This window comes from Nonomuraea soli (assembly GCF_013761175.1).
GTDB classification, from domain to species: domain Bacteria; phylum Actinomycetota; class Actinomycetes; order Streptosporangiales; family Streptosporangiaceae; genus Nonomuraea; species Nonomuraea soli.
This window is the reverse complement of record NZ_JACDUR010000011.1, coordinates 22,466-41,229: the sequence shown is the minus strand read 5'-3', so window position 1 is coordinate 41,229 and position 18,764 is coordinate 22,466. Positions and strand designations below refer to the sequence as shown.

At 68.8% G+C, this 18,764-nt stretch carries 23 protein-coding genes; 8 read left to right on the top strand and 15 right to left on the bottom strand.

The window, feature by feature from the left end; genetic code table 11:
- Positions 1-14: 14 nt before the first annotated feature.
- From HNR30_RS43405 to HNR30_RS43375, 7 genes are all read right to left on the bottom strand, one after another.
- A complete protein-coding gene (locus HNR30_RS43405) occupies positions 15-239 on the bottom strand; it encodes a hypothetical protein (protein ID WP_181616071.1) in 225 nt (74 codons plus the stop codon).
- On the bottom strand, positions 232-1,140 hold the full coding sequence (locus HNR30_RS43400) for a hypothetical protein (protein ID WP_181616070.1): 909 nt from the start codon (positions 1,138-1,140) through the stop codon (positions 232-234). The genes HNR30_RS43405 and HNR30_RS43400 overlap by 8 nt, the downstream gene beginning before the upstream one ends.
- Entirely contained in the window at positions 1,140-1,724 is a 585-nt protein-coding gene (locus tag HNR30_RS43395) for a hypothetical protein (protein WP_181616069.1), read from the bottom strand. Before HNR30_RS43395 ends, HNR30_RS43400 begins: the two co-directional genes overlap by 1 nt.
- On the bottom strand, positions 1,721-1,981 hold the full coding sequence (locus HNR30_RS43390; RefSeq protein WP_181616068.1) for a hypothetical protein: 261 nt from the start codon (positions 1,979-1,981) through the stop codon (positions 1,721-1,723). Before HNR30_RS43390 ends, HNR30_RS43395 begins: the two co-directional genes overlap by 4 nt.
- On the bottom strand, positions 1,978-2,595 hold the full coding sequence (locus HNR30_RS43385; protein ID WP_181616067.1) for a DUF6197 family protein: 618 nt from the start codon (positions 2,593-2,595) through the stop codon (positions 1,978-1,980). The genes HNR30_RS43390 and HNR30_RS43385 overlap by 4 nt, the downstream gene beginning before the upstream one ends.
- 80 nt (positions 2,596-2,675) lie before the next feature.
- Positions 2,676-2,894, bottom strand: coding sequence for a hypothetical protein (locus tag HNR30_RS43380; protein ID WP_181616066.1), 219 nt, complete (start codon positions 2,892-2,894; stop codon positions 2,676-2,678).
- Complete coding sequence (locus tag HNR30_RS43375) at positions 2,891-3,130, bottom strand: helix-turn-helix domain-containing protein (protein WP_220134690.1); 240 nt, start codon at positions 3,128-3,130, stop codon at positions 2,891-2,893. Before HNR30_RS43375 ends, HNR30_RS43380 begins: the two co-directional genes overlap by 4 nt.
- A 231-nt stretch (positions 3,131-3,361) precedes the next feature.
- On the opposite strand from HNR30_RS43375, the gene HNR30_RS43370 reads away from it, so the two are divergent.
- The 4 genes from HNR30_RS43370 to HNR30_RS43355 all read left to right on the top strand — a co-directional run bounded on the left by HNR30_RS43370 (position 3,362) and on the right by HNR30_RS43355 (position 6,429).
- Positions 3,362-3,826 carry a helix-turn-helix domain-containing protein gene (locus tag HNR30_RS43370; RefSeq protein ID WP_181616064.1) on the top strand — a complete coding sequence of 155 codons (465 nt, stop codon included), beginning with the start codon at positions 3,362-3,364 and terminating at the stop codon, positions 3,824-3,826.
- Positions 3,827-3,979: 153 nt separating this feature from the next.
- Positions 3,980-4,243, top strand: coding sequence for a hypothetical protein (locus HNR30_RS43365; protein ID WP_181616063.1), 264 nt, complete (start codon positions 3,980-3,982; stop codon positions 4,241-4,243).
- A 93-nt stretch (positions 4,244-4,336) separates the two neighbouring features.
- Positions 4,337-5,902 (top strand): recombinase family protein, encoded by a 1,566-nt coding sequence (locus HNR30_RS43360; RefSeq protein WP_281389985.1) that lies wholly within the window; start codon positions 4,337-4,339, stop codon positions 5,900-5,902.
- Between the two features lie 38 nt (positions 5,903-5,940).
- The gene (locus tag HNR30_RS43355) at positions 5,941-6,429 is read left to right on the top strand and encodes a YajQ family cyclic di-GMP-binding protein (protein WP_181616061.1); all 489 of its coding nucleotides are present in this window, start codon (positions 5,941-5,943) and stop codon (positions 6,427-6,429) included.
- A 127-nt stretch (positions 6,430-6,556) separates the two neighbouring features.
- Here the strand turns inward: HNR30_RS43355 and HNR30_RS43350 are convergent, their stop codons facing one another.
- On the bottom strand, positions 6,557-8,344 hold the full coding sequence (locus HNR30_RS43350) for an FtsX-like permease family protein (RefSeq protein ID WP_181616060.1): 1,788 nt from the start codon (positions 8,342-8,344) through the stop codon (positions 6,557-6,559).
- Between the two features lie 5 nt (positions 8,345-8,349).
- Complete coding sequence (locus tag HNR30_RS43345) at positions 8,350-8,853, bottom strand: PadR family transcriptional regulator (protein ID WP_181616059.1); 504 nt, start codon at positions 8,851-8,853, stop codon at positions 8,350-8,352.
- Positions 8,854-8,926: 73 nt separating this feature from the next.
- Between HNR30_RS43345 and HNR30_RS43340 the strand changes: the two genes are divergently transcribed.
- Complete coding sequence (locus HNR30_RS43340; protein ID WP_181616058.1) at positions 8,927-9,388, top strand: NUDIX hydrolase; 462 nt, start codon at positions 8,927-8,929, stop codon at positions 9,386-9,388.
- Here HNR30_RS43340 and HNR30_RS43335 read toward each other — a convergent pair.
- From HNR30_RS43335 to HNR30_RS43315, 5 genes are read right to left on the bottom strand one after another with little or no spacing between them, the layout of a single operon-like run.
- Positions 9,369-10,520 (bottom strand): ABC transporter ATP-binding protein, encoded by a 1,152-nt coding sequence (locus HNR30_RS43335; protein ID WP_181616057.1) that lies wholly within the window; start codon positions 10,518-10,520, stop codon positions 9,369-9,371. The genes HNR30_RS43340 and HNR30_RS43335 overlap by 20 nt on opposite strands.
- Before the next feature lie 3 nt (positions 10,521-10,523).
- Entirely contained in the window at positions 10,524-11,336 is an 813-nt protein-coding gene (locus HNR30_RS43330; RefSeq protein ID WP_181616056.1) for a carbohydrate ABC transporter permease, read from the bottom strand.
- Entirely contained in the window at positions 11,333-12,217 is an 885-nt protein-coding gene (locus HNR30_RS43325; RefSeq protein WP_312895052.1) for a carbohydrate ABC transporter permease, read from the bottom strand. The genes HNR30_RS43330 and HNR30_RS43325 overlap by 4 nt, the downstream gene beginning before the upstream one ends.
- Positions 12,214-13,452, bottom strand: a complete 1,239-nt coding sequence (locus HNR30_RS43320) for an ABC transporter substrate-binding protein (RefSeq protein ID WP_181616055.1) — start codon at positions 13,450-13,452, stop codon at positions 12,214-12,216. Before HNR30_RS43320 ends, HNR30_RS43325 begins: the two co-directional genes overlap by 4 nt.
- A gap of 32 nt (positions 13,453-13,484) precedes the next feature.
- Positions 13,485-14,963, bottom strand: coding sequence for a hypothetical protein (locus tag HNR30_RS43315; RefSeq protein ID WP_246380245.1), 1,479 nt, complete (start codon positions 14,961-14,963; stop codon positions 13,485-13,487).
- 87 nt (positions 14,964-15,050) lie between these two features.
- Here HNR30_RS43315 and HNR30_RS43310 point away from each other — a divergent pair, with 87 nt between their 5' ends.
- Entirely contained in the window at positions 15,051-16,055 is a 1,005-nt protein-coding gene (locus HNR30_RS43310) for a hypothetical protein (RefSeq protein WP_181616054.1), read from the top strand.
- Here the strand turns inward: HNR30_RS43310 and pip are convergent.
- Positions 16,015-16,974 carry a prolyl aminopeptidase gene (gene pip, locus HNR30_RS43305; RefSeq protein ID WP_181616053.1) on the bottom strand — a complete coding sequence of 320 codons (960 nt, stop codon included), beginning with the start codon at positions 16,972-16,974 and terminating at the stop codon, positions 16,015-16,017. The genes HNR30_RS43310 and pip overlap by 41 nt on opposite strands.
- 19 nt (positions 16,975-16,993) lie before the next feature.
- On the opposite strand from pip, the gene HNR30_RS43300 reads away from it, so the two are divergent.
- On the top strand, positions 16,994-17,461 hold the full coding sequence (locus HNR30_RS43300) for a MarR family winged helix-turn-helix transcriptional regulator (protein ID WP_181616052.1): 468 nt from the start codon (positions 16,994-16,996) through the stop codon (positions 17,459-17,461).
- A gap of 19 nt (positions 17,462-17,480) precedes the next feature.
- Positions 17,481-18,413 (top strand): hypothetical protein, encoded by a 933-nt coding sequence (locus HNR30_RS43295; RefSeq protein WP_181616051.1) that lies wholly within the window; start codon positions 17,481-17,483, stop codon positions 18,411-18,413.
- Positions 18,414-18,764: the final 351 nt, after the last annotated feature.

The following is an 18,764-nucleotide window of genomic DNA, read 5'->3' as shown; positions in this document are numbered from 1 at the left end:
TCCAGAGGTAGAGGTCATTTCTTGGGGTCCTCCTCCGAGCTCGGCGTACCGAGCTCGCGGGGGTCGATGGGCTGAACGATGAGCGGCCCGAACTCGAGGGACTTGCCCTTGCACCAGCACGCGCGCCTGCGCTCGAGCCATCCGAGCCAGGTCTCGACCGCGCGGGCGCCGACGATGAAGGCGGCGCCGATCGCCGCGACGGGGATCGCGACGGTCAGCGCCGCTGCCAGGTCACTCACCGCCACGACCAACCAGCTCGGCGACCTCGCCCCAGCGATCCGAGACCGCTGTCAGGAGCGCGCGCTCACGCTCCATCACCGCGGTGTCGCGCTCCCACTGACCGGCGTCTCTCCAGAGCGCGATCTCTTCCTCGATCAGCCGCGCGAGCGTGGCCGGATCAAGGGCGTCGAGCTCCCAGGAGGATCGCCCGTGCTCACGGATGTAGCCGGTGGCGCGCGAGTCGGTGAGCTTGGCGGGGTTGGGCGGTGGGTTGTACTGCTCGACCTGGTCCATGTTGAGGGCGATGCGCACCACCGTGGTGCTCGCGCCGAACAGGGCCAGGCGCTCGTCGATATCGCGCGTCATGTCCACGCCGGACGGATCGTGGTCGCCCAGGTGGATGATGACGGTGTCCTGGCCGGCCTTCTCGTAGCGCATGAGCCGCTGGGCAGCGCCCCAAAGCTCGGACTGCGAGGTGTAGCCGCGGCAGGAGAAGTAGTCGACGTCGTACCGCTGGCACACCCCAGCGATCACGCCCACCAAGGCGTCCTTCTCGATCCACACCTCGACACGGTGTTCCTGGTTGGCCCAACGCTCGGTGCGGTACTGATGAGCGACGGCGTCCACGATCGACTCGGGGCTGTCCCAGTGCGGCAGGGAACGAAGATTGCGGGTGCGGTCGACGATGTTGTTCCAGTCGATCAGTCCGGCCAGCCGCGCATCGTTGATGATCGAGCCGAGCCGCTTGTAGGACTGCAAGGTGTTGGGCAGCAAGTCGCGGGCGACGAACTGGTAGTAGACCTGCCGAAGGGTGAGGTCGTAGCCCTGGCGGGCGTACTCGGCACAGATCGCGTTGGCCTGTTCGATGATCGCCGCGTGTGCCGGGCGAAAGTCCTTCGGTACGTAGCAGATACGCGGCATCAGGCGTCTTCCTCGTTGTGCTTGGCGTGGTCAAGGACCCAGCGCGCGGCGGCCGCACGGCTGGTCAGGTGGTCGTCGCGCTGGCCAACCGTCGTGCCGTACTTGGTGGCGGTGAGGTCGGTGACGGCCCACCACCGGCTCTTGACCTGGCGGCCGTGTCGGCGGGGCTGGCCGATCACACCGAGGACGTCGCCCAGGACGCGCGGCCGCTGGGACGTGGCGGTGACCACCAGGTATTCGGGGCCTTCCTCGTCAGCCCAGTCGGGCAGGAGCGGCGGGCCCGCGTGGAGCCAGGCGTCGCCGACCTTGATGGGGGCGGTGCCGTACCCGATGCGCTCGACGGGCCCGCTTCTGGTGCCGTAGCCCGAGCGGGGGTAGCCGTCGTCGTCCTTGTCGGGCGCCAGCGTCACCTGCCACTCGTGGTAGACCCCGCAGCCCTTCGGCTGGGGGCACACGATGCGGATCTTGAGCTCGCGGGTGCCGCCAACGTGGTCGAGGTTCTGGTCGAGGACCTCCCAGCCGGGCCGAGCGCAGCCCTCCGCGTGCGGGTACGGCCGCCAGCCGAGGTAGTCGGGGGCGATCATCGGCCACCGCCCTCGATGCGGGCGCGCTCGACCAGCGAGGCGAGCGTGACGAGCTGGTCGGGCCCGAGCGTCTCGGCGGCCCAGCCGACGATCTGCTGGTCGTACTCCCCCAGCGGCAGGCCGCGCAGGGCGTCGTGCCAGAGCTCGCGGGCGGCCTCGCGCTCCCCCAGCGTGTGCTCGGGGATGGCGGGCGCCGACTGCAGCGGCCCCAGCGGGACCAGGTGCGCGTGCGCGGGGGTCAGGTTGGTCATGTTCATCGGCCGACCGCCGCGTTCCCCGCGTCGACCAGGGCGGCGATGACGTCGTCGGCGGTGCGGTAGCTGTAGTCGTTCCAGCCGTCGCCGAGCACCAGCTCGACGTCGATGGCGTGCGCGTCCTTCTTGGAGGTGAGGTTCCGCAGGAAGGCGAACGTGCGCGCGGCGCGGTCGGCGAGCACGTAGCGAGCGACCTGGTGTTCGGTGAGCCTGCTGGACTCCTCACCCCACACGTAGGGCGGGAGGCCGGCGGCCGCGGCGATGGCGCCGAGCACATCCATTCGGCACTCGCTCTCGGGCATGGTGCCGACCTGGGACCAGTCGATGTGCTCCTGTTGGACCCAGCCGTTGCGGGCCAGGATGCCGGCGGCGCCCAGGAGCACCTGGGACTCGTTGCGGGCCGGCGACGTCACGAGCCGGTTGGGCTGGACGCCCGTCTTGATGTCGCTGTTGACGTCGAAGCGGACGTCGACGACGACGGCCAGGCCGTAATCCTGGCGGTGGCCGGCGACGGTGCCGACCTGGTTGGCGAGGGTGTACCGGGTGCGGCTCCCGACCGGCCAGTGACGGCGGGCCTGGTCGAGGCGCTCGACCGGTGAAAGGGTCTGGGTGATCAAAGGTCCTCCTTGTAGGGTGAGGGTCGGTCGGTCCTCCGACCCCGCCCGGTCTGGCTCCAACAGGCCGGGCATCTTCGTTCTCAGGCGTTGGCGGGCATCCGCTCGGCGGCCAGGCGCGCGGCGCGGGCCTCCTGGCGCTGGCGGCGGATCTTCTCGGTGAGGTCCTCGAGGGACAGGCCGCCGGGCACGTACGCCTCAGCGGCGGCTTCCTCCGGGGTCAGGGCGTCGCGGCGGGCGCGGGCGTCAGCGAAGATCTGCGCCGCTTCCCCCAGCAACGTGTCGAAGGTGGGGGCGCTCATCGGGTGGGCTCCGCCGCGTTGCTCGAGACGACGACCTCGAAGAGGTCCTCGAACCGGGCTCCCTGGAAGTGCCAGAGGAGTGCGGCGATGAACTTCTGGCTCGGCTCGACGTCCCCCGACTTGATGCGGGTGATCGTCGTGCGGGCCACCTGAAGCTTCTGCGCGCACGCCTCATCGGTCGTGTAGCCGTGAGCGCGCTTGATGCGGTCCCACTGGCTGGTGCGCAGGCGGACCATAGGCCGCCTCGCGGGGGGTGCGGTTGTTGTACGCATGCATGCACCGTAACTCGTCCTGCGCATGCGTGCAACACATCATGCGCATGCGTACACCTGCGATGGATCGACATGCGTCGCAGGTAGGGCATATCGAACCGGGACTCATGACGCATGCATGCACGCTCTTACCTCGCGGATACGGCCCTCTTGTTGCACCGGATCAGGCATGGAAGCGCGTGCTATGTTGCATGCGTGCACTCCACTACTTGGGACCGTGAGAAGTTCGGCGAGATCCTGAAGAAGATCGGCGAACGTGCACAGCTGTCACCTGCGGAGATCGCCGAGCTGGCAGGACGCAGCCGCTCGCAGGTGAACCGATGGACCAGGAGCGAGAACCAGCCGGGATACGACGCCCTACGCAGGTTCGCGGATAATCTCGCTCGCGACTTCCCCGATCTCGCGCCCCTGGGAGCGGAACTCCTCGAGGCCGCCGGCTACGGGCCAACCTCAGCGGACGTCGGCGGGGTCGAGGCGCCAAGCGATGCCTTCGACGACGATCAGCACCTGGCCGATCTTCAATCGCAATTGGAGGCGGTGCTCTCCAGCATGTCCAAGCGTGATCGGCGACGCTGGGAGCGCGAGATGCGGCGGGAGGAGATCGAGCGCCTTGAGCGGTGGCGGCGCCTTATGGGTGGTGATTCCCCCAAGTCCGACTAGTCCGGATATATACTCCCGGTGATCGCTACACTACGCACAGTCGTAGGCACGCAGCGAAGTTGTTTGGTAAAAGCTTCAACCCTCCGCAAACAAGTGGCTCTCAGGGCGCGTCTGTAACCGCAAATTACCTGCGCACCAAAAGGGGGCTTCATCATGAGCCTTGGCCGTGCCGTACTGGTCGGTTGGGGGGTGTGGCTGATCATCCATATCGCGACCCAGATCACGCGGCTGATTCCCTCAGCGGCTGGCGCTGGCTGGGTGGACATGGCGATCAGCGGACTCCTCATCCTGGCCGTCTGCCTCTCGATCCGCGCCCATGAGCACCGACATACCGACCGCTGCCTGCGATGGTCTCAGGCCACCTGGCTACAGGGGCGGATCACGGAGCGTCTGGTGATGCGCGAGCGAAGACAGTAACCCGACTCGAACCTCAACTCGACGGCGGGATTGTTGTCCCTACCAGCAATCCGGCTCGTCTCGCCAGAACTCCCCTACCCTCTAGGACTCGTCATGGCGCGACGACCAGCACTTCACCCCCTTCCTGACCCCGATGAGCTCATCCCTTGCATCGGGTACATCCGCGTGAGCATGGCACGCGAGGAGATGATCTCTCCCGACATCCAACGCTCCGCGATCACCGACTGGGCCCGCCGCACAGGCCGGCGCATCGTGCGATGGATCGAAGATCTCGACGAGACCGGCCGGAACTTCAAGCGCCGCATCATCGAGGGCATCACGGCCATCGAGGCCGGCGAGGCCCGCGAGATCGTCGCCTACCGGTACGACCGCTGGGGCCGTAACGCCGTTGGCTCCCTCGCCAACGTGCACCGGGTCGAGGCGGTCGGCGGTCAGGTCCAGAGCGCCACCGAGCCGTACGACGCCGAGACCGCCGTAGGGAAGTACAGCCGCACCAACGCGTTCGCCATCGCCGAGATGCAGAGCGACATCATCGGCGAGAACTGGTCCGCGGCGATCAACAACCGCATCGAGCGCGGCATGACCGGCACCGGCACACCCCGCTGGGGATACATCCGGAAAGGACGCATCCCAGATCTAGACCGACCTGGGCGATACCGCCGTGATCCCGACGACCCTCTCGGCGAGCGGTACGAGCCCGATCCCGAGCTCTCGGGGGCCTACGTCTCCCTCTACGAGCGATACGTCGCCGGCGAGGGAAGCCACCAGCTGGTGAGGTGGTTGAACGTCAACGGTTTCCGAACGGTCCGGGGCGGCCAGTGGCACATGACCACCGTCCTGCAGCTCCTGGACTCGGGGTTCGCGGCCGGCCTGCTGCGCGTGCACGACCGGCGGTGCAAGTGCGGCCAGCCGATGCGGTGCACGAAGGTGGTCTACGTCGAGGGCGCCCACAAGGCGATCATCGGCATGGGCCTCTGGGAGGAGTACCTTCGGGTCCGCGAGCGCACCAGGGACATGGGCCCGCGCACCAAGCAGGCCCTCTACCCGCTGGCGAGCCTGATCAAGTGCGGGCACTGCGGATTCGCGCTCAGCGCCGCCAACGCCATGGGCGTGCGGGGGTTCGGCTACCGGTGCACGATCTTCCGTCAGCGGCCGGACGTCTGCGAAGGGGTGTGGTGCAAGCGCGTCGACGCGGAGGAGGCGGTGCTCGCCAAACTGCGCGAGAAGGTCTCCGACCTCGACGCCCGCGCGAGCCTGACCACGGCGCGGGAGGCGATGCGCGCCGCGGCCTACGCCGACCGCGAGCGGCTCACGCGGGAGCTGGTGCGCGTCGACCAGTCCCTGAGGAAGCTCGCGCGTCAGCAGTTGATGGATGAGGGCATGCCGGAGGCCATCTACGCCGAGCTGCGCGATGAGCTCCTGACCAGCCGCCGTGACCTGGAGAAGGAGCTCGACAGGACGAAGGAGGAGGAGCGCCAGGCCGACGTCGACCACGAGCCCGTCATCCGCGGCCTACTGGAGGAGTGGGACACCCTGCCAGTCCAGCAGCGCCGTGCGATGCTCGCTAGGCTGATTCGATACGTGAAGGTGTATAGGACGGGCCCACGGCGGCCGCCGCGCTTCGAGGTTCGCGGCACCTGGGAGCCGGAAATCGCATGACGCATAGTGCGTTTGTGCAGGTCAGAGGGGATTGTGTTTTGGCAGACTCGTCATTCGACATCGTCAGCAAGATCGACCGCCAGGAGGTCGACAACGCGCTGAACCAGACCGCCAAGGAGCTCGGGCACCGCTTCGACTTCAAGGGCACGGGGGCGAGCATCAGCTGGTCCGGTGAGAGCATCGAGATCAAGGCCAACAGCGAGGAGCGGGCCAACGCCGCGCTGGACGTCTTCAAGGAGAAGATCGTCAAGCGGGGTCTGTCCCTGAAGATGCTCGACTCGGGCGAGCCGAGGTTGTCCGGCAAGGAGTACCGCCTCGCGGTGCCTCTCAAGGAGGGCATCGACCAGGACAACGCCAAGAAGATCTCCAAGATCATCCGCGATGAGGGGCCCAAGGGCGTCAAGGCGCAGATCCAGGGGGACGAGCTCCGGGTCAGCTCCAAGAAGAAGGACGACCTTCAGGAGATCATCTCGCTGCTCAAGGGCAAGGATCTGGATCTCGCGCTGCAGTTCACGAACTACCGCTGAGCGCATCCGAGCCCACACCAGGGCCGCCCCGCCTGGAGGGCATGTCCAGGGCACATGGCCGGCAGCTCCGACCTGCGGAGCGTCGGCCTTTCGTGTGCCCTGGTCAGGCCCGAAGCCGCCCCGACGATCACGTACCTTCCGCACTGAGGGTCTGCGCCACCGACCGTCTGGCCGCGAGCCGTGACGGCACCGCCGTGAGGGCCGCCGTGGCGGCGAGCGTCGCGAGTGCGACCCCCGCCAGCCACACCGGCGGCACGCTCCACGTCCCCAGGGAGAACAGCGAGTACAGGCCGAGCCCCAGCAGCACGCCCGCCACCACCCCCGGCAGCGTGGGCAGCAGCTGCGCCGCCGACAGCCCGCCGGAGATCTGTCCCGGGGTGGCGCCGAGGGTGCGGGCGATGGCCATGCTGGCTCTGGCCTCCATGGCCGTGGTCCAGGTGAACGTGATGGTGTTCACGACGGCGAGGACGATCAGCAGCACGGTCACCGCCAGCAACAGCCGCCTGTCGTACTCCCCGCGCAGGTTGGGCAGCGCCGAGGAGCCGTTGAGGCCGTAGCCCCGCTCGGGCTGGGCGTGGAGGATGAGCAGGGCGACAATCGCGATCATGGTGGCCGCGGTGGTGCATGCCTGGAGTACGGCGCGGCCGGGCCGGCGGGCGGTGAGGCGGAGGCCGAGCAGGAGCGGTGTGGGCAGCAGGGCCGACAGGGCGGTGAGCCACGGGCGGTGCCGGGGCTGTGACGCTGAGGCCGACAGGGCCGTGGCGGTCGCCGTACGCATGGCCCGGAGGGTCGGCCGCAGGGTCGACAGGAGCGCGACCGCCACCGCGAGGATGGTCGCCGCGATCACGACCCCGCCGGTCAGCGCTGCGGCGTCGCCGATGCGGCTGGCGGTCGGGCCCGCGATGGCGGGGGCGGCCAGGCGGGCGATGGTCAGGCCCAGCGCGTCGCCGGCCAGCGCGAGCGCCAGGTACTCAGCGAGCAGCACGGCGGCGATCAGTCCTGGGGTGGCGCCGATGGCCTTGAGGAGTCCGGCGCGGCGCGTCTGCTCGGCGGCGCGGCCTGCCGCGAGCGCGGCCACGCCGGTGACGGCCAGGAGGGCGAGCAGCCAGCTGCCGACGACGAGGATCGGCTGGCTGTTCTTGAGGATGACCGTGTCCTGCTTGGCGGTGAACTGCCAGGAATGAAAGTCGATCATGACGCTCGCGCTGCGATGGCTGTCGCGGAAGGAGCCGGCGGTGGCGGGGTCGCGCAGCTTGAGGTCGAGGGCGGTGGTCACCGGCAGGTCCTGGGACGTTGCCAGGGTGCGCGCGTCCGATCGGGTCATCCAGGCCAGGCCGCTGTAGTCGGTCGGCCCGCCGCCGGGGCCGATCTGGGCGGCCCAGGGGTAGATGGAGGTGGCCGCGGTGACGGCGATGCCGACGACGGGGTACGGCCGGCCGGCGATGGTCACATGGTCGCCCACGGCGACGCCCAGGGCGGTCGCGAATCCCTGCTCCAGTACGGCGCCGCCGGGCCGTACCCAGCGGCCTGAGGTCACCAGGGGGCGGTTGACCGCGCCCGGCTTCTCGGCGAAGCCGTGCACGACGACGGGGGACGACATGGCGCCGCGGGCCGTGAGGTCGGCGTAGACGATGCGGTAGGGGCCGTGGTGGGCGACCACCTCGGGGGTTCGCGCGAGCGCCTTCAGGGCCGGGGCGACGTCGGGGCCCGTGTCACCCGAGAGCGCCACGACGTCAGGTCCTGCGGTGGCGGCGCGGGTCTGCTCGTACAGGGAGCCGCTCGCGTCGCGCAGGGACAGGCCCAGAGCCATCGTGGCGGTGGCCACGGTCACCGCGAGCAGGAGCATCACGGCCTGGGCGCGATGCCGTCGCAGGTCGGCGACGACCAAGCGGGCGATGAGGACGACAGAGCCCACCACGTTCACCACGCACGCTCGCACGCGTCCAGCCAGCGCAGGTCAGCTTCCAACCGCAGGGTGACCCCTTCGAGCAGCAGCCCGGCGCTCGATCCCGCCGGCTCGGCCAGCGCCGCCTGCTGCGCCTCGCGCAGGCGGCGCAGCAGCTCGCGGCGCTGTGCCGCGATCAGGGCCAGCGGGTCGGCCAGCCTCGCCGCAGCCGCGGCGGCGAGCTTGAGGTGGAACTCCGCCAGGTCGGGCTTGGGCCAGCCGACCTCGGCCAGCCAGGCGGTGACCCGCTCCTGCCCGGCGGGCGTCAGCGCGTAGACCTTGCGCTCTGGACGCTCGGGCAGGCCGTCCTCGCGTTCGCAGACGACGAGGCCGGCGCGCTCCAGGCGGGTGAGGGTGACGTAGATCTGGCCCCGGTTCATCGACTCACCGAGCGGTCCGAGGCTGTGCCGGAGGCGCGCGTGCAGGTGGTAGCCGTGCGACGGTTCCTTGGCGAGCATCGCCAGCACTGCGTCCTGCACTCCGGCCCCCTAACGGTTGGCTAATAGATAGCGGTTAGCCATGAGGGTGTCAAAACGCGGATAAAGTCGACCCATGATCCCCTGGCGTCGCCACACCGCTCGTGCCCTGCCCGTCAACCACGAGGGCAGAGTGCTGCTCCTCCAGGGCTTCGAGCCCAAATCCCCCGACACCCTGCGCTGGTTCACGATCGGCGGGGCGCTGGAGGGCGAGGAGTCGATGGCGGAAGCGGCCTCCAGGGAGCTCCTGGAGGAGACCGGCATCAAGGCCGCCCCGGAGGAGTTCAGCGAGCCGTACGGCACGAGCACGATCCGCTTCGCGTGGGGCGACTACGACATCACCCAGGACCAGACCTTCCTGTCCGTGTACGTCGGCGACGCCGGGGTCACCTTCGATCACATGGAGGCGATCGAGCAGCAGACCACGACCACGTTCCGCTGGTGGAGCGCGGACGAGATCAGGGCGTGCCAGGAGGTCTACCACCCCGACGACCTGGCCGAGCTGATCGACGAGGCGGTCAGGCGTTCTGCTCGGTGAGGTTGGCGCCGCTCGACGGGTCGAACAGGTGCACGTCGTCGGGCGAGAACCAGATCGTCAGCTCCCGGCCTTCGCGTGGGTCGCACGCGGGGTCGAGGCGCGCCACGATCTGGGGCTGGCCGTCGGCGTCGAAGGCGGCGGTGTCGGCGAGGTGGTCCGAGGTGATCGCGCCGACCGACAGCGAGAAGTAGGCCAGCTTCTCGGCCCCCAGTGACTCGACGATGTCGACGGTGTCGGTGAACGAGGCGCCGCCGGGCACTTCCTCGGTCTGGAAGGCCTCGGGCCTGATGCCGACGATGACCTCCGGCGGCACGTCGTGGTCGGCGAGCGCGCGGCGCAGGCGCGTGCCGTACGGAATGTCGCCCGCGTCGGTGCGCAGCGCCTCGGGGGTCACGGTCGCGGGCAGGAAGTTCATGGCCGGGGAGCCGATGAAGCCGGCGACGAACAGGTTGCGCGGGTGGTCATAGAGCTCTTGCGGAGGGCCGATCTGCTGGACGAGCCCGGAGCGCATGAGCACGATGCGGTCGCCGAGCGTCATGGCCTCGGTCTGGTCGTGGGTGACGTAGATGGTCGTCGTGCCGAGGTTCTTCTGCAGGCGCGAGATGGTGGTGCGCATCTGCACGCGTAGCTTGGCGTCGAGGTTCGACAGCGGCTCGTCCATGAGGAAGGCCTTGGGGCTGCGCACGATCGCGCGTCCCATGGCGACGCGCTGGCGCTGGCCGCCGGAGAGGTTGGCGGGCTTGCGGTCCAGGTAGGGCGTCAGGTCGAGCATGGACGCGGCTTCCTGGACCCGCTTGGTGATGTCGGCGGCGGGGACCTTGGCCAGTTTGAGCGGGAAGGCGATGTTCTCGCCGACCGTCATGTGCGGGTAGAGCGCGTACGACTGGAAGACCATGGCGATGTCGCGGTCGCGTGGCGCCTTGTCGTTGACCCGCTCGCCGTCGATGAGCAGGTCGCCGGAGGAGATGTCCTCCAGCCCGGCGATCATGTTGAGTGTCGTCGACTTCCCGCAGCCCGAGGGCCCGACCAGGATGATGAACTCGTGGTCGGCGATGTCGAGGTCGAAGTGGTCGACCGCGAGGGTGCCGTCGGCGTACCGCTTGGTCACCCCGTTCAGCACGATCTCAGCCACGCGTCATCCCTTCACGGCTCCAGAGGTCAGCCCGGCGACGATCCGGCGCTGGAAGAACAGAACGAAGATCACGATGGGGATGGTGATCACGACGGCGGCGGCGGCGATCGAGCCGGTGGGGTCCTCGAACTGGGAGCTGCCGGTGAAGAAGGAGATGGTCGCCGGGGCGGTGCGCGCGGCGTTCGACGAGGTCAGCGAGATGGCGAACAGGAAGTCGTTCCAGCACATGATGAACGTCAGGATCGCCGTGGTGACCATGCCGGGCGCGGCCAGCGGCACGATCACGTGCCAGAAGGCCTGGTACGGCGTGGCGCCGTCCATCTTCGCGGCCTTCTCCAGCTCCCAGGGGATCTCCTTGAAGAACGCGGCCAGCGTGTAGATCGTCAGCGGCAGCGCGAACGTGATGTACGGCAGGATCAGGCCGAGCCAGGTGTTGAACAATCCCAGGGAGCGCTCGATCTGGAAGAGCGGCGTCACCAGCGAGATCTGCGGGAACATCGCGATCAGCAGCGAGAAGCCGACCAGCAGCTTCTTGCCGGGGAAGGCGAGCCTGGCGATGGCGTAGGCGGCCATGGTGCCGAAGACGATGGCGATGAAGGTCGAGATGAGCCCGATGCCGATCGAGTTGACCAGGCCGCGGGTGAAGTCGTCGTTCTGGAAGATGCCGGTGTAGTTGTCGAACGTCCACTTCGTCGGGATGAACGAGCCGTCGGTGATCGTCGACGGGTCCTTGAAGGACAGCGAGACGATCCACAACACCGGGATCAGCGCGTAGATCACGATCGCGATGTCGACGAGACCCCACTTGAGCTTCATCGGCGCTCGCTTCCCGGCGCCGACGCCCCGAAGATCTTGATGAAGACGAACGCGATGATCGCCACGGTGATCAGGATCAGCACCGACATGGTCGAGCCGATGCCGAGGTTCAGCCCGCCGATCAGGTTGTGATACGCGATGATCGACACCGAGCTGGTGTTCTGGGCGCCGTTCGTCAGCACGTAGATGTTGTCGAAGATCCGGAACGCGTCGAGGGTCCTGAACAGCAGCGCGACCAGGATCGCGGGCTTCATCAGCGGCAGCGTGACCTTCGTGAAGCGCTGCCAGCCGGTGGCGCCGTCCATCGAGGCGGCGCGCAGCAGTTCCTCGGGCACGACGGCGAGACCGGCCATGAGCAGCAGCGCCATGAAGGGCGTGGTCTTCCAGATCTCGGCCACGATGATGATCCCGATGGCCGGCCACTGCTCGGTCAGCGGCGCCGTACCGTCGGGCAGCAGGTTGGCCAGCCAGCCGGTGCCCGGCGTCCACGCGTACTTCCAGCCGTAGGCGGCGGCCACCGTCACGATGCCGTACGGGATGAGCACCACGGTCCTGACGAGCCCGCGGCCGACGAGCGTGCGATACATCGCGATCGCCAGCAGCATGCCCAGGACCAGCTCGAACGCCACGCTCACCACGGTGATGAGCAGTGTTACCCAGAACGCGTTCCACCAGTACGGGCTGGACAGGACGGTGCCATAGTTCTCGAAGCCGATCCACGCCTGCTGCTCAGGAAAGCGCAGGTCGGCGCGTTGCAGCGACAACAAGAAGGAGTAGACGATGGGCCATCCGGTGACCGCCACCATGATCACGGCGGCGGGTGCGGCCAGCCAGAGCCCGAGCTTGCGTTCGGCGCGTGCGCCTTCGGTGCGGGCGCTCACGGCAGCACCCCCTTGCTCTGCAGCGCGTCCGAGATCTGCTGGCGCAGCTGCACCAGGGTCGAGGCCGGCTGGATCGCCGCCGGCGGCGAGAGGATCGCGGAGATCATGGTGGAGACGTTCTGGTAGGTCGGCGTCTTCGGCCTGGGCGCCGCCGTCTTCAGCGCGTCGAGGATGGCCTGCCGCATCGGGTAAGGCTCGGCCATGGCCGGGTCGGCGTAGACCGCCTCCAGCGTCGGCGGCAGCCCGTCCTTGATCGCGGCGGTCTTCTGGCTCTCCGCGTCACGCAGGCAGAGCGCGGCGTCGTAGGCCAGCTCCGGGTGCTCGGAGTAGCGGCTGACGGCGAAGTTCGCCCCGCCCAGCGGCGACCTGCCGGGCCCGGTCACGCCCGGATACGGCGCCCATTTGAAGTTCGGCAGCATGTCGGGCTTGTTCGAGGCCATCGACGCGTAGACGTAGGGCCAGTTGACCTGGAAGGCCGCCCGTCCGGCCTCGACCGCCAGCCGGGCCTCGTCCTCGTGGGTGTTCGACAACGACGGGTCGGCGGCTTTGGAGGTCGCGTAGGCCCGCATGACCTTCAGCGCCTCCAGCGCCGGAGGCCCGAGCGCCACCTTGGTGCCGCCCTCCTGCAGGATCTGCCCGCCCGCCGACATCACCATGCTGTTGAACCAGACGACCAGTCCCTCGTACTGCGCGCCGGTCACCTCGCCGTAGTGCGGCTTGCCCGCCTTGGCCAGCCTGGCCGCCTCCGCCATGATTCCCTGCCAGGTGGCCGGCGGGTTCGGCACGAGGTCGGAGCGATACCAGAGCAGCTGCACGTTCGTGGTGTACGGCGCGGCGTAGAGCTTGCCCTGCCAGAGGGCGGTGTCGAGAGGCATCTTCAGCGTGCCCTCGATCGCCTTCTTGGCGTTCTCGCCCGTCCACTCCCGGATCCAGCCCGCCTCGGCGAGCTCCGCGGTCCAGGTGACGTCCAGCGCGAGAACGTCCAGGCCGGGGTCGGCGGCGGCCAGGCGGCGCACGAGCTGCTCGCGCTGGCCGTCGGCGTCGCGCGGCAGGATGTTGACGACGATCTTGTAGCGGCCGTCGGCCAGTTTGGTGCAGCGCTCGGCGATGGCCTTGATGTTCTGCTGGGGCGAGTTGTAAAAGTTGATCTCCGGGATCCCGCTGTCGCCACCCGAGGAACACGCCGCCGGCAACAGCGCCGCGGCGACCAGGACCCCCTTCAGGCAGCGAGACATGCCTGGTCAACTACCCGCGAGCAGGTAAACGATCACCCAGGGCGCAGTACACGGGTGGCACCGGCGATGAGGGCTGTCACCAGAACCCACCCCATGATGATCAAGCCGTAGGCAAATCCCTGGGTCCACCCCGCCGGATCGAACATGTCGCGCTGCCCGAACAGCGACACAGGGAGCAGGAGGTCGAAGGTGTAGGCGAAGGGTTCGAAGATCGGGCTCTCATCCGGTTTGACCGCTCTGGGCGGGTTGGTCCAGAAGATCGCCGTCCCGACGGCCAGCAGGGAGCCGAACCAGATCGTGGCCAGCCAGGGGCGGTAGCCGTAGCCGACCGTCATGTCGAGCAGCGCCCCGAAGAACCGGCCGCCGGGGCCGCTGCGGTGACGGCGCCACGCGCGAGCCTTGGCCAGCTGGGCTCGCCTGGCGAGCACCTCGTTGCCGTCGCGGATGTACCACGCGGCCAGTTGCTCGTACGGCTGCGGGCGAAAGCCCTCGGGGTCGCGGCCGACCCACCCGATGCGCCCGCGCATGTTGCCGCCGCGCAGGCGCTCGTAGGTGAGGCCGTTGAGCCGGATCTTCGACGACCAGACGCGATGGTCGTCGAAGAAGGTGCCGACTCTGGAGTGGCCCAGGGTGATCACCCCGTCGATGGGTTCCTCTGGGCCGAGCCAGAGTTCCCTGGCCTCGATGCCTCCGAGGTGCAGGGCGTACTCCGTATCCGGACTTGTCACCTTTCCGGCCATCATCAGCGTGCCGTTGAACCGGGACCCGCGCAGCCGTACACATCCGTGGGCGGTGAACCCCACGCCGAAGCGCATGATGTCCTCGACGATCATGTTGTCGCCGGTGAAGGCGTCCTTGCCGGGGTTGACCAGCGTCGTTCCGTCGAGCTCGATGCCGTTGTTCGCACGGGCCCCGACCAGGCTCGTCGCGCCGGTGAAGTGGGCGTTGCGCATGAGCAGGCCGGAGTCGACGACCATCGAGTGGGCGTACAACGCCCAGGTGCCGTCGCCGTCGATCCGGGTGCCGGCCAGCCAGAGGCCGCTCTCGAAGGTGGCGCGCGCCATCCGCACGGCCCCCGTGACGTGCGAGCCCGACAGGCTCAAGTGCCCTGAGACGCGCAGGCCGCTGGCCATCACGCCGGGTAAGTGGCAGTCGACCAGCCGGATCGTGCGTGAGGTGCAGCCGCTCATCTGCACGACCTCGTCCAGGTGGCAGCCCTTGAGCTCGACCTCGTGCTTCACCTCGCCGCCCCGAAGGTCGAGCACGCCGACGACCCGTGCGCCGCGCAGCCGCAGCGCGGGCACCCTGCCGGGGTCCGCCTCCACCGCGCCCAGGAGCAGGGCGGCGACGACCTCGGCGCGCACGGTGCGCTCCGGACCCCACAGATGCCCGTCGTCCGGTGCGCTGGTCCCCGCCCCGTCCATCCGCGGGAGGATCGGCCCCAACTGCACCGTCCCGCCCGAGGGGAACGCGCGCCACAACTGCCGTTCCGCTTTCGTCAGCCGCCTCATGATCCGATTGTCCGCCCCCGGCCATTCCTTGACGCAACCAAATACGACGATCATGCATCTATCCAGTGGAACGAAAGGGAAAAAGCAATGATCAAATCACGCGGGTTCGCCGCGCTCGCCCTCGCGGCAGCGGCCAGTTCGATGCTGATCGCCGGGCCCGCGGAGGCTACGGCGACCAACGAGGCACGGTACGCCTGGCTCAAGAGCTGCGCTGTCAAGGACTCCGTCGTGCCGTGCGGGGCGTGGAACCTCACCCTGCGCAACGGCAAGGACCTGGCGCTCAAGGACGCGGTGGTCTTTCCCAAGACCGCCGACGGCAAGGTCGACAAGCAGGCCAGCGCCCCGATCGCCGTCAGCGGCAACGGCGCGCGTGCCGCCTATTTCCGCAAGAGCGACGGCAAGCTCGTCGTGCGCGACCTGGCCGCGGGCACGGTCACGCCGCTGCCCGGCTCGGCCGCCAAGCTGCCCAGAGGCCTGGGCATGCTCGACATCGACCTGGCCTTCTCCGCCAACGGCACCAAACTGTTCATCGACTACTTCGACGAGGCCGGCACGGCCAAGTCGGTCGTCGTCGACCTCGGCTCCGGCGGCCTGACCCGCATCAACGGCGCCGAGATGATGCAGAGCTTCAGCCCCGACGGCTCCTACGTGCTGACCTCCCGGATCACCTCCGACAACACCACCGAGTTCGCGGTCTACGACGCCGCGGGCAACGAGGTGCAGAGCCAGGTCGTGCCCCAGGTCGTCAGCAACAACGCGCCCATCGCGCTGAACGACGACGGCACGACCGTGGCCGTGGTGATCACCGGGCCCGAGACGACCAGCAAGGCCCGGCTCCGCACCTACGACCTGGCCTCCGACACGGTCTCCGACGCCGTCAAGCTGAGCTACCCGCCCGAGCAGGAGGCGCCCACCCGCATCACCTGGGAGTCGGGCGACGGGCTGACCCTGTGGACCTTCCGCAGCGACGCCGAGGGCAACCCGGTCTCCGCGGTGAAGCGGCGGGTCAACCCCGACACCGGCGCGGCGAAGAAGGCCGACTCGTTCAAGATCAAGCAGGGTCTGTGGACCTGGTGGCTTCCCGGCGACTGAACCGGTCGGTCGCCTGGGCGAGCAGCTCGATCATCGCCAGGCCGCCGTGACCCTCGTCGACCACGTGCAGCTCGCTGCCCGGCCAGTTCTTGTGGAGCTGCCAGGCGGTCTCCAGGGGGCCGCTGACGTCGTACTTGCCATGGATGAGGACCGCGGGGATGCCGTGGAGCCTGCCCACGTTCTCCACTAGGTCCTCCTTCAGGAAGCAGTCGTTGCCCCAGTAGTGCGTCACCAGGGCGACCATCGGCATCATGAAGGCGGGATCCTGGTGGCGGGGGCTGGGCTTGAAGTGGGGGTCCAGGCTGATGTGGGTGTCTTCCCAGTCCATCCAGTCGCGGGCGGCCTGCTCCCTCTTTTCCGGATTTTTCAGCATTTTGGCGTAGGCCGCGGCCAGGTTTCCGTCGCGGTCCTCCTCCGGTACGGCGTCGCGGAACCGCTCCCACGCCTCGGGGAAGAGCCTGCCGACGTCCCGGGTGATCCACTCGAGCTCCCGGGGACGTCCTGCCGTCACCGCGAACAGGATGATCTCGCTGACGCGCTCGGGGTGGCGCTGGCCGTACGCCAGACTCAGGGTGGAACCCCAGCTCGCGCCGACCAGTTGCCACCGGTCGATGCCGAGGCGCTCCCTGAGAAGTTCCATGTCGGCGATCAGGTGGTCGGTGGTGTTGACCGACAGGTCGGTGTCGATGTCGGCGGCGCTCGGCGTGCTCTTGCCGCAGCCCCGCTGGTGGAAGACGACGATGCGGTACTTCTCCGGGTCGTGGTGCCGCCGCCAGTTGGGCGATGCTGCCCCACCGGGGCCGCCGTGGACGATCAGCGCCGGCTTGCCGTCCGGATTGCCGCTGACCTCCCAGTAGATCTGGTTTCCGTCTCCTACATCCAGCATGCCCTGGTCGTGGGCTTCGATCGGCGGATACATAAGCGCTAATATATCTCCTATGTCACCCAGTCAGGGCACCCTGATGCGCACCCTCTACGAGCTGACCGACGGCGCCATCGCCCAGCTCTACGTCGACGTGGGCATGCCTGAATACCGGCCGCGCTACTCCCCGGTCGTCAGAGCCCTGGTCGCCGGCGGGCCGATGACCATCCGCGACCTGGCCGAGGCCGTCGGCGTCACCCACTCGGCCGCCTCGCAGACCGTCTCCCAGATGCGGCGCGCCGGGCTGGTCACGCTGGAGACCGGGCCATCCGACGGGCGCCAGCGCATCGTCCACCTGACGGACAAGACCCTGCGGGCCATGCCCGTCATCGAGGCCGAGTGGCAGGCGACCGTCAGGGCCGCGGACGAGCTCGACGCCGAGCTGCCGGTACCGCTCGCCGAGGTGCTGCTCGCGGCGGTGCGGGCGCTCGAGAGCAGACCGTTTCGCGATCGCATCCGCGCTGCGGGGTTCGCCGTGGAGTGATCCGGTTAGTCTGTCGGGCATGCCTTCGGGACTCGCTCTGGCCGCCGCGCTGCTCTTGGGCACCGGCTCGCTGGTGAATCCGGCCGCCGCCGCGCCCGCGATCCAGGCGCGCTACGCCGGGCTGACCACGTGCGCCAAGCCCAAGCGTCACATCTGCGGGCCTTGGCGGTTGTGGCTGAAGGGCGGTGCGACGCTGCCGCTGCGTGACGCCCAGGTGCGCTCGCTCGACGAGCATGGGCGGAAGCTGGCCTTGCGGGCTCCCATCGCCGTCGACGCCCATGGCCGTTTCGCCGCATATTTCAAGACATCGACCCGGCGCCTTGTCGTACGGAACCTCAACACCCGCAAGGTCGTGTCCATCCCCGGTACGGCAGGCGCCACACCGCGAAGCCTCCTCATGCACGAACTCGACCTGGCCGTCTCGCCCCACGGCCGCTATGTCGTGGTCGACCCGATACCCGGCAGCAGCACGACCAGCGTGATCGAGGTGGCCACCGGCAAGACCTGGGCGCTGCCCGACTACGCCAGAGTGAGGGGCTTCAGCCCCGACGGCCGGCTGCTGCAGGTCCAGCTCGACTTCGAGGAGAGCGTCGTCTACCGGCCCGGCGGCACCCTCCCCTCGGGCGGCGCCGCCGTCGTCGGCTGGGTGACCATGCGCGACGGCGGCACACACTTCGCGGGCGTGTCGCGAGAGGGCCGCACGACCTACGTACGCTTCTACGCCGCCGCCACGGCCATGGAGCACCGCCATCCTCTGCGGATGACGCTTCCCCGCGGCCACGAGCCGCGCCGCCTTGACTACACGTCTTCGGGCCGGCTCGTCTTGCTCAGCCTCAAGCAGCCGGGCGAGTATGCCAGCCGCTCGATCGACCCGGCTACTGGGAAGATCAAGGTCGTCGACTCGTTTCGCATCAGCACTCACACGTGGGACGTGCATCTCGCCGGGGAGTGACCCCTTACCGGAGCGGCCACAGGGTGTTGACTGCGGCGCTGAAGATGGGCGCGGTCGTTTAGCCCGCGTGCCTCCCGGGCGCGCCCTCGATTGGCCCGCATGGTCGCCAGGCGCCCCCTCGCTGGCCTGCATACCCGCCAGGCGCCCCTCGCTGGCCTGCGTACCCGCCAGGCGCACCCTCACGGACGCCTATGCCGCTCACACGCACCCTCGCCTGGCTCGCATACCTGCGAGGCGCACCCTCGCCCGGCCCGCCAACCCGCCACGCGCACCCACGCTCGGCCCGCCAACCCGCCACGCACATCCTTGCCCGGGCCGCCCACTTGCCAGGTCATCCCACTCGGCCTCGTT